The organism is Streptomyces albidochromogenes, from assembly GCF_005981925.1.
Taxonomy (GTDB): Bacteria; Actinomycetota; Actinomycetes; order Streptomycetales; family Streptomycetaceae; genus Streptomyces; species Streptomyces albidochromogenes.
This window is the reverse complement of the sequence record NZ_VBVX01000291.1, coordinates 1-7,790: the sequence shown is the minus strand read 5'-3', so window position 1 is coordinate 7,790 and position 7,790 is coordinate 1. Positions and strand designations below refer to the sequence as shown.

Sequence of the window (7,790 nt, the reverse complement as noted above, 5' to 3'; positions counted from 1 at the left end):
GCGCCGCCCGCACCGCGCCTCCGCCTCCACGGCCGCCCGTACGCCCGCCCGCACCGGCACCCGCACCCGCACGTGGCCGCTGGCCGTCGTGGTGGCCTGTGCGCTGGCCTGGAGCTCGTCCGGCGCGACCGTCGCCGAGCCCTCCGGCTCCGGAATCAAGGGCGCGATCGACACCATCCTCACCGACGCCCGCCTCGACGGCGGGGCCGCGAGCGTCGTCGTGGCCGACGCCGCCACCGGTGAGACGCTCTACCAGCGCGACGGCTCCGACCGCCTCATGCCCGCCTCCAACACCAAACTGCCCACCTCCGCGGCGGCGATGGCCGTCCTCGGGCCCGACTACCGCTACCGCACGGACGCCCTCGCCACCGGCACCCGCCACGGCTCCGTCCTGCGCGGCGACCTCTACCTGCGCGGCACCGGCGACCCCACCACCCTCGCCGCGGACTACGACGCACTCGCCCGCCGAGTCGCCGCCACCGGCATCAAGCGCGTCTCCGGCCGCCTCGTCGCCGACGACACCCGCTTCGACACCCAGCGCCTGGGCCGCTCCTGGGCCGCCGACGACGAATCGTCGTACTACTCCGCTCCGATCTCGGCGCTCACCGTCGCCCCGGACACCGACTACGACGCCGGATCGGTCATCGTCGAGGCGGCCCCCGGCGCCGAGCCCGGCGCGGAGCCCGAGCTCCGGCTCACCCCGCGCACGGACTACGTCGACCTCGACGTGCGGGCCACGACCGTCCCCGCCGGCCGGCCCCGGACGCTCACCGTCGAACGCGAGCACGGCTCGAACACCGTCGTCGTCGCCGGTGACATCCCGGTCGGCGCCGCCCCCGTCAAGGAGTGGGTCAGCGTCTGGGAGCCGACCGGTTACGCCGCCGCCGTCTTCGCCGACGCGCTGGACAGCCACGGCGTACGCGTCAACGGCCCCACCCGCCTGGGCCGCCCCACCCCCGAGGACGCCAAGCCCCTGGCCACCCACACGTCCATGCCGCTGAAGGAGCTGGTGCGCCCCTTCATGAAGCTGTCCAACAACATGCACGCCGAGGCGCTCACCAAGACCATCGGCCACGAGACGACCGGCGAAGGCACCTGGAGCGCCGGCCTGGCCGGTATCTCGGCGTACCTCAAAAAGGAAGGCGTCGACACGGCCACACTCCGGCAGGTCGACGGCTCGGGCCTCTCCCGCATGAACACCATCCCGGCCGCCCAGCTCACCAAGCTCCTCCTCGCCGTGCGCACCGCGCCCTGGTACGCCGACTGGAAGGCGTCCCTGCCCGTCGCCTGCGACCCGGACCGCGCGATCGGCGGCACCCTGCGCTCCCGGATGTGCAAGACGCCCGCCGCGCTGAACGCCCGCGCCAAGACGGGCACCCTGACGGGCGCCTCCGGGCTCTCCGGGTACGTCACGGACGCGGGCGGGCGCGAGCTGGTCTTCAGCATCCTCCTCAACAACCACCTGGCGGCGTCCGTCAAGAGCGTCGAGGACGCGATCGTGACCACCCTCGCCTCCTCGACCGAGACCCGCACGACCCTCGTACGTCCCACCTCACCTCGGGTCGCGCCTCCCGCCGGGGCGGCCGACGCGTCCCTCGAATGCTCCTGGCGCAAGCCCGCCCCCTGCTGAACCACGCTGAACCACCCTGAACGACGCGAAAAAGGGGTGGCCCCGGAACTTTCGTTCCGGGGCCACCCCTTCAGGCGCTCAGGTCGCGGTTACGCGTCCTTCGACATGTTCGGGCCGGCGCTGCCGCCCGTGGCCTGCTCGATCGGGGGGACGTCGGGCAGAGCCGACTTCTCCTCGCCGCGGAAGGTGAACTTCTTCGCCTCACCCTCGCCCTCCACGTCGACGACCACGATGTGGCCGGGACGCAGCTCGCCGAAGAGGATCTTCTCGGACAGGACGTCCTCGATCTCCCGCTGGATCGTCCGGCGCAGCGGCCGGGCGCCCATGACCGGGTCGTAGCCCTTCTTCGCGAGCAGCGACTTGGCTTCCGAGCTCAGCTCGATGCCCATGTCGCGGTCCTTCAGGCGCTCGTCGACCTTGGCCAGCATGAGGTCGACGATCTGGATGATGTCTTCCTCGGTGAGCTGGTGGAAGACGACCGTGTCGTCCACACGGTTGAGGAACTCGGGGCGGAAGTGCTGCTTCAGCTCTTCGTTGACCTTGTTCTTCATCCGCTCGTAGCCGGTCTTGACGTCGCCCTGGGCGGCGAAGCCCAGGTTGAAGCCCTTGGAGATGTCCCGGGTCCCGAGGTTGGTCGTCATGATGATGACCGTGTTCTTGAAGTCCACGACCCGGCCCTGGGAGTCGGTCAGGCGACCGTCCTCCAGAATCTGGAGCAGGGAATTGAAGATATCGGGGTGGGCCTTCTCGACCTCGTCGAAGAGAACGACGGAGAACGGCTTGCGGCGCACCTTCTCGGTGAGCTGTCCGCCCTCTTCGTATCCCACGTAACCGGGGGGAGAACCGAAGAGGCGGGAAACCGTGTGCTTCTCACTGAACTCCGACATGTCGAGGGAGATCAGTGCGTCCTCGTCGCCGAAGAGGAATTCGGCGAGCGTCTTGGAAAGCTCGGTCTTACCGACACCGGACGGGCCGGCGAAGATGAACGAGCCACCGGGGCGCTTCGGGTCCTTCAGGCCGGCCCGCGTACGGCGGATCGCCTGCGAGAGGGCCCTGATGGCGTCCTTCTGCCCGATGACGCGCTTGTGGAGCTCGTCCTCCATGCGCAGCAGGCGGGAGGACTCCTCCTCGGTGAGCTTGAAGACCGGGATGCCCGTGGCCGTGGCCAGGACCTCCGCGATCAGCTCCTCGTCCACCTCGGCGACGACGTCCATGTCGCCGGCCTTCCACTCCTTCTCGCGCTTGGCCTTGGCCGCGAGGAGCTGCTTCTCCTTGTCGCGCAGGGAAGCCGCCTTCTCGAAGTCCTGCGAGTCGATCGCGGACTCCTTGTCCCTGCGGACACCGGCGATCTTCTCGTCGAACTCGCGGAGGTCCGGCGGCGCGGTCATCCGGCGGATGCGCATCCGGGAGCCGGCCTCGTCGATCAGGTCGATCGCCTTGTCCGGCAGGAAGCGGTCCGAGATGTAGCGGTCGGCCAGGGTGGCTGCCGCGACCAGCGCGGAGTCCGTGATGGACACGCGGTGGTGCGCCTCGTAGCGGTCGCGCAGGCCCTTGAGGATCTCGATCGTGTGGGGGAGGGAAGGCTCCGCCACCTGGATCGGCTGGAAGCGGCGCTCGAGGGCCGCGTCCTTCTCGAGGTGCTTGCGGTACTCGTCGAGCGTCGTGGCGCCGATGGTCTGGAGCTCACCACGGGCCAGCATCGGCTTCAGGATCGAAGCCGCGTCGATCGCGCCCTCGGCGGCGCCCGCACCCACCAGGGTGTGGAGCTCGTCGATGAACAGGATGATGTCGCCGCGGGTGCGGATCTCCTTCAGGACCTTCTTCAGGCGCTCCTCGAAGTCACCGCGGTAGCGGGAACCGGCGACGAGCGCGCCGAGGTCGAGGGTGTAGAGGTGCTTGTCCTTGAGGGTCTCGGGCACCTCGCCCTTGACGATGGCCTGCGCCAGGCCCTCGACGACCGCCGTCTTGCCGACGCCGGGCTCGCCGATGAGGACCGGGTTGTTCTTGGTACGACGGGACAGCACCTGCATGACCCGCTCGATCTCCTTCTCGCGCCCGATGACCGGGTCGAGCTTGGATTCGCGGGCGGCCTGCGTCAGGTTGCGGCCGAACTGGTCCAGCACGAGGGAGGTCGAGGGGGTGCCCTCGGCCGGGCCGCCGGCAGCGGCGGTCTCCTTGCCCTGGTAGCCGGAGAGCAGCTGGATGACCTGCTGGCGCACCCGGTTCAGGTCGGCGCCCAGCTTCACGAGGACCTGGGCGGCGACGCCCTCGCCCTCGCGGATCAGGCCGAGCAGGATGTGCTCCGTACCGATGTAGTTGTGGCCGAGCTGGAGGGCCTCGCGGAGCGAGAGCTCCAGGACCTTCTTGGCACGAGGGGTGAAGGGAATGTGACCGGACGGAGCCTGCTGGCCCTGACCGATGATCTCCTCCACCTGCTGGCGGACCGCCTCGAGCGAAATCCCGAGGCTCTCCAGGGCCTTAGCGGCGACACCCTCACCCTCGTGGATAAGGCCCAGGAGGATGTGCTCGGTGCCGATGTAGTTGTGGTTGAGCATCCGGGCTTCTTCCTGAGCCAGGACGACAACCCGCCGCGCGCGGTCGGTGAACCTCTCGAACATCGTTAATCGCTCCTCAGAGCGGTCGGTCAGTGAGGGGTCGGTCCCCTCCCAGTCCTTCCGCATGCTAGTCCCGTAGGACGGGACAGCTCATTCCAACTGCCGACATCCGTCCGGATCACCCCCGCCTCCGCGGGGAATCGAGCTGCCGAACAGCCGACACCTGCTCCAACCTGATGGTGGGAGACGATGTTCCCGCAGGCCAAGCGGATACCCGTTCATCCACTACGCCGATGGCGAACGTGAGACGGTCCGGCAGGCGGGTCGACCCTTTCCCACTAGGAATGTCTTACCCGTAAGCACTGACACTCCATGCGGCGCGCGCCAGTTCCCTCAGCTACGGGCGAACATCCTTGCGCCGCCGAATGCCTCCGTACGCCCCCGAGTCGGCGACTCAGCGCAGTCGATCGTCCACGCAGCGTAACCCCGGGGCGTTTCAGGAGTTGGTCCGGACATGACGCCCACGGTTCCGTCCCCGCGCACGCCGCTGTCGCAGCCCTCGCTCGAAGACCGTATCGCGCAGTGGTACGAGACCGAGCTGGGCTGGGCCACCGCGGCCGGCGCCCGGGGTCTCCCCGTGCGGCTGCTGACCGGCCTGCGCTTCGACGTCCTGGAGCTGCCCGCCGACGCGGGTCTCGCCGTACTGCGGCGTCACGCGGGGCTCACGGGTCCCGTCGCGCTCATGGGGCGGCGGATGCGGCTGCTGGTGGCCGCCGGGAGCGCCGAGGAGCTTCCCGGCCTGCTCGACTGGCTGGAGTGGGGTGGCGTGGCCCTCGACCTGCGGGCACTGGGCGCGGGCGGGCGGATGACCGCGCCCTCACCGCCGGGCTGGGCCGGCGCGCAGGGGGCCGCCGTATGGCTGCGGCCCCCCGAGCCGCGGCACGAGGTGGAACCGACCCTGCCGGCCTTCGCCGGACTCGGGTGCCGTGGGGAAACACCCGATCTCGTACGTCTTGTGGGCACGGCGGCGACGGAATGCCACCGGGCCCGGTTGTCCCGTACGAATTCCGCTCACGCGAATGCTCAGCCGTTGGCCTTCTCGTAGGCCTCACGGATGTCGGCCGGGACGCGGCCGCGGTCATTCACGTTGTAGCCGTTCGCCTTGGCCCACTTACGGATCTCGGCGGTGTTCTGGTTGCCGCCCGTGGCGGCGCGCGTCTTGCCGCGACCGGAAGCCGCGCGGCCACCGGTGCGCCGGCCGCTCTTGGTGTACGGGTCGAGCAGACCGCGGAGCTTGTCCGCGTTCGCGGTGGTGAGGTCGATCTCGTAGGTCTTGCCGTCCAGAGCGAACGTCACGGTCTCGTCCGCCTCGCCACCGTCGAGGTCATCGACAAGAAGGACCTGAACCTTCTGTGCCACCGGATTTCCTTTCATCGAAAATGCAGTACGCGGAAAGGAAACCGCTTTTCCCTGGAAAACACAAACCCCCGGCGGAGGTTCAGTACCGCGAGAAGACGGGAAACGTGCGCGTTTCGGACATAGGGTTCCGGCGGCTTCCGGCGATCACAGGTGCAGAAGCATCCGGCTGTTGCCCAAGGTGTTCGGCTTCACCCGTTCGAGACCGAGGAACTCCGCCACACCCTCGTCATAGGAACGCAGCAGCTCGCTGTACACATCTGTGTCGACCGGCGCCTCTCCGATCTCCACGAAGCCGTGCTTCACGAAGAACTCGACTTCGAAGGTCAGGCAGAAAACCTTGCGCACGCCGAGCCAGCGCGCGGTCTGCAGCAGCTTGCCCAGCACTTGGTGCCCCACTCCGGCGCCCTTGAAGGAGGGATCGACGGCGAGAGTGCGCACTTCGGCGAGGTCCTCCCACATGACGTGCAGCGCGCCGCAGCCGATCACGGCGGCGTCCTCGTCGCGTTCGGCGACCCAGAACTCCTGGATGTCCTCGTAAAGCGTCACGTTCGCTTTGTCGAGCAGGATGCGGTTCTGTGCGTACGTGTCGACGAGACGGCGTACGGAAGGCACATCACTGGTCCTCGCCCGCCGGACGGTGATGGCTTTTTGCTCTGACGGCATACGTCGACGCTATCGCCCCGGGCCCTCGGGATCCCCGGCAGCCTCCGCGGGAGGGGCGGCGGGTTCCGCGGCCGGTTCTCCGGCGGCTTCTCCCGCGGGTTCCGGGGCGGGTTCCGGTTCCGCCGCCGGTTCCGTCACGGGATCGGTGCGCTGAACAACGCGCATCGCGTCTTCCAGTGCCTCCCGCTGCTCCGCCGACATCATGCCGAAGAAGGCGACAAGAGCCGCCGCCGGGTTGTCGCTCGTCGACCAGGCTTCGTTCATCAGTGCGGCCGAGTAGGCGGCGCGGGTGGAGACAGCCGTATATCTATAGGCGCGGCCCTCGACTTCCCTGCGGACCCAGCCCTTCTGATGGAGATTGTCCATTACGGTCATGACCGTGGTGTAGGCGATGGACCGTTCCTTCTGAAGGTCTTCCAGGACTTCCCTGACGGTGACCGGTCGGTTCCACTGCCACACGCGCGTCATGACGGCGTCTTCCAGCTCTCCCAATTGGCGAGGCACAGCGCCACCATAGTAGGAGAAATCGGTAATGGCTGGTTATTTGCGCAGCGAAAAGGGCGTACGGCTCGAAATGAGCCGTACGCCCTCGTGAAGCGCGGTGCCGGTCAGGCGTCGCCGGGGTTCGGCCGGCCCGCCTGGCGGGCGCTCTCCGCCCGGGCGAGCGTGGCGTCCACGGCCGCGTCTTCCTTGGCCTTGTTGGAGCCGCCCTGCGTCTTGACGATCGTCGTGACCAGAGCGATGAAGAACGCGGCCATCACCACGGGGGGCAGGAGCGCGGAAACGTAGTCCATGCGGTCCAGGGTAGCTACCCCGCCGCCCTCTGCTCGCGCGGGGGCTCGGGGCGTCTGCGCGGCGGGAACACCTCGGAGGGCTTCGGCATAGGGCGCTCCAAAGGATCGCGGGAGGGCTCCGGCTGCTTCGGCTTGGGCGGTTCGTCCGAGCCCGGGGCGCGGCCGCCCGCGATGGCCAGCAGCCGGGTGCGCGGCAGGGGCGCGGCGCTGCGGCCGGCCAGGCGCGCCCGTACGGACTGCTCCGCCACGGCCCGGCAGCGGTCGAGGAGCGCGGCGCCCGTCGGCGTGCCGCGCAGTCCGCGCAGGGCCACGAGGTCCTCGGGGACGGGCTGGTAGCCGGTGGCCAGGGCGTCCTGGAGCAGCCCCAGATAGCCGCCGGCGGCCGCGGGCAGCGCGTCGCGGTAGCGGGCGAGGTCGGCGAGGAGGAACGCGCGCAACCGGTCCGCCTCGCGGACCGCCTCGTCCAGGGTGCCGGCGAGGCGCAGGCAGTCCTGGACGTCTTCGTCGGAAAGTGACGCGGGATGGAGGGCGATGGCGAGGGCGCGTCGGAGCACACGCAGCTCGTCCGCGCCGAACGCCATTCCGCCACGGGATCCGTAGGGCGTGGGCATGAGGTGACAATACGCGCCAAACGGACAAAATCTGTTTAATGGATCTATGGCGGCGCGGCGAGCGCCCGACCGTGAGCGGCCGGGGCGGGCCGGCGCCTGTCTCTTATACACGTCTGAC

Annotated in this window: 8 protein-coding genes; 2 read left to right on the top strand and 6 right to left on the bottom strand. The window is 69.2% G+C overall.

Annotated elements, in window-relative coordinates; all coding sequences use genetic code 11:
* Window positions 1-79: 79 nt before the first annotated feature.
* Window positions 80-1,630 carry a D-alanyl-D-alanine carboxypeptidase/D-alanyl-D-alanine endopeptidase gene (dacB, locus tag E2E34_RS27670; RefSeq protein ID WP_138904623.1) on the top strand — a complete coding sequence of 517 codons (1,551 nt, stop codon included), beginning with the start codon at window positions 80-82 and terminating at the stop codon, window positions 1,628-1,630.
* An 89-nt stretch (window positions 1,631-1,719) separates the two neighbouring features.
* Here the strand turns inward: dacB and E2E34_RS27665 are convergent, their stop codons facing one another.
* Window positions 1,720-4,248 carry an ATP-dependent Clp protease ATP-binding subunit gene (locus E2E34_RS27665; protein ID WP_138904620.1) on the bottom strand — a complete coding sequence of 843 codons (2,529 nt, stop codon included), beginning with the start codon at window positions 4,246-4,248 and terminating at the stop codon, window positions 1,720-1,722.
* A gap of 451 nt (window positions 4,249-4,699) precedes the next feature.
* On the opposite strand from E2E34_RS27665, the gene E2E34_RS27655 reads away from it, so the two are divergent.
* Entirely contained in the window at window positions 4,700-5,290 is a 591-nt protein-coding gene (locus E2E34_RS27655; protein WP_138904619.1) for an SCO3374 family protein, read from the top strand.
* Here the strand turns inward: E2E34_RS27655 and E2E34_RS27650 are convergent.
* The 5 genes from E2E34_RS27650 to E2E34_RS27630 all read right to left on the bottom strand — a co-directional run bounded on the left by E2E34_RS27650 (window position 5,269) and on the right by E2E34_RS27630 (window position 7,642).
* Window positions 5,269-5,604, bottom strand: a complete 336-nt coding sequence (locus E2E34_RS27650) for a histone-like nucleoid-structuring protein Lsr2 (protein ID WP_138897888.1) — start codon at window positions 5,602-5,604, stop codon at window positions 5,269-5,271. The two genes, E2E34_RS27655 and E2E34_RS27650, sit on opposite strands and share 22 nt — an antisense overlap.
* A gap of 144 nt (window positions 5,605-5,748) precedes the next feature.
* Complete coding sequence (locus E2E34_RS27645) at window positions 5,749-6,267, bottom strand: amino-acid N-acetyltransferase (RefSeq protein WP_138904618.1); 519 nt, start codon at window positions 6,265-6,267, stop codon at window positions 5,749-5,751.
* Window positions 6,268-6,276: 9 nt separating this feature from the next.
* Entirely contained in the window at window positions 6,277-6,771 is a 495-nt protein-coding gene (locus E2E34_RS27640) for a BlaI/MecI/CopY family transcriptional regulator (protein WP_138904617.1), read from the bottom strand.
* A gap of 104 nt (window positions 6,772-6,875) precedes the next feature.
* A complete protein-coding gene (locus E2E34_RS27635; protein WP_138897886.1) occupies window positions 6,876-7,061 on the bottom strand; it encodes a hypothetical protein in 186 nt (61 codons plus the stop codon).
* A gap of 14 nt (window positions 7,062-7,075) precedes the next feature.
* Window positions 7,076-7,642, bottom strand: a complete 567-nt coding sequence (locus E2E34_RS27630) for a hypothetical protein (RefSeq protein ID WP_138904621.1) — start codon at window positions 7,640-7,642, stop codon at window positions 7,076-7,078.
* Window positions 7,643-7,790 lie beyond the last annotated feature (148 nt).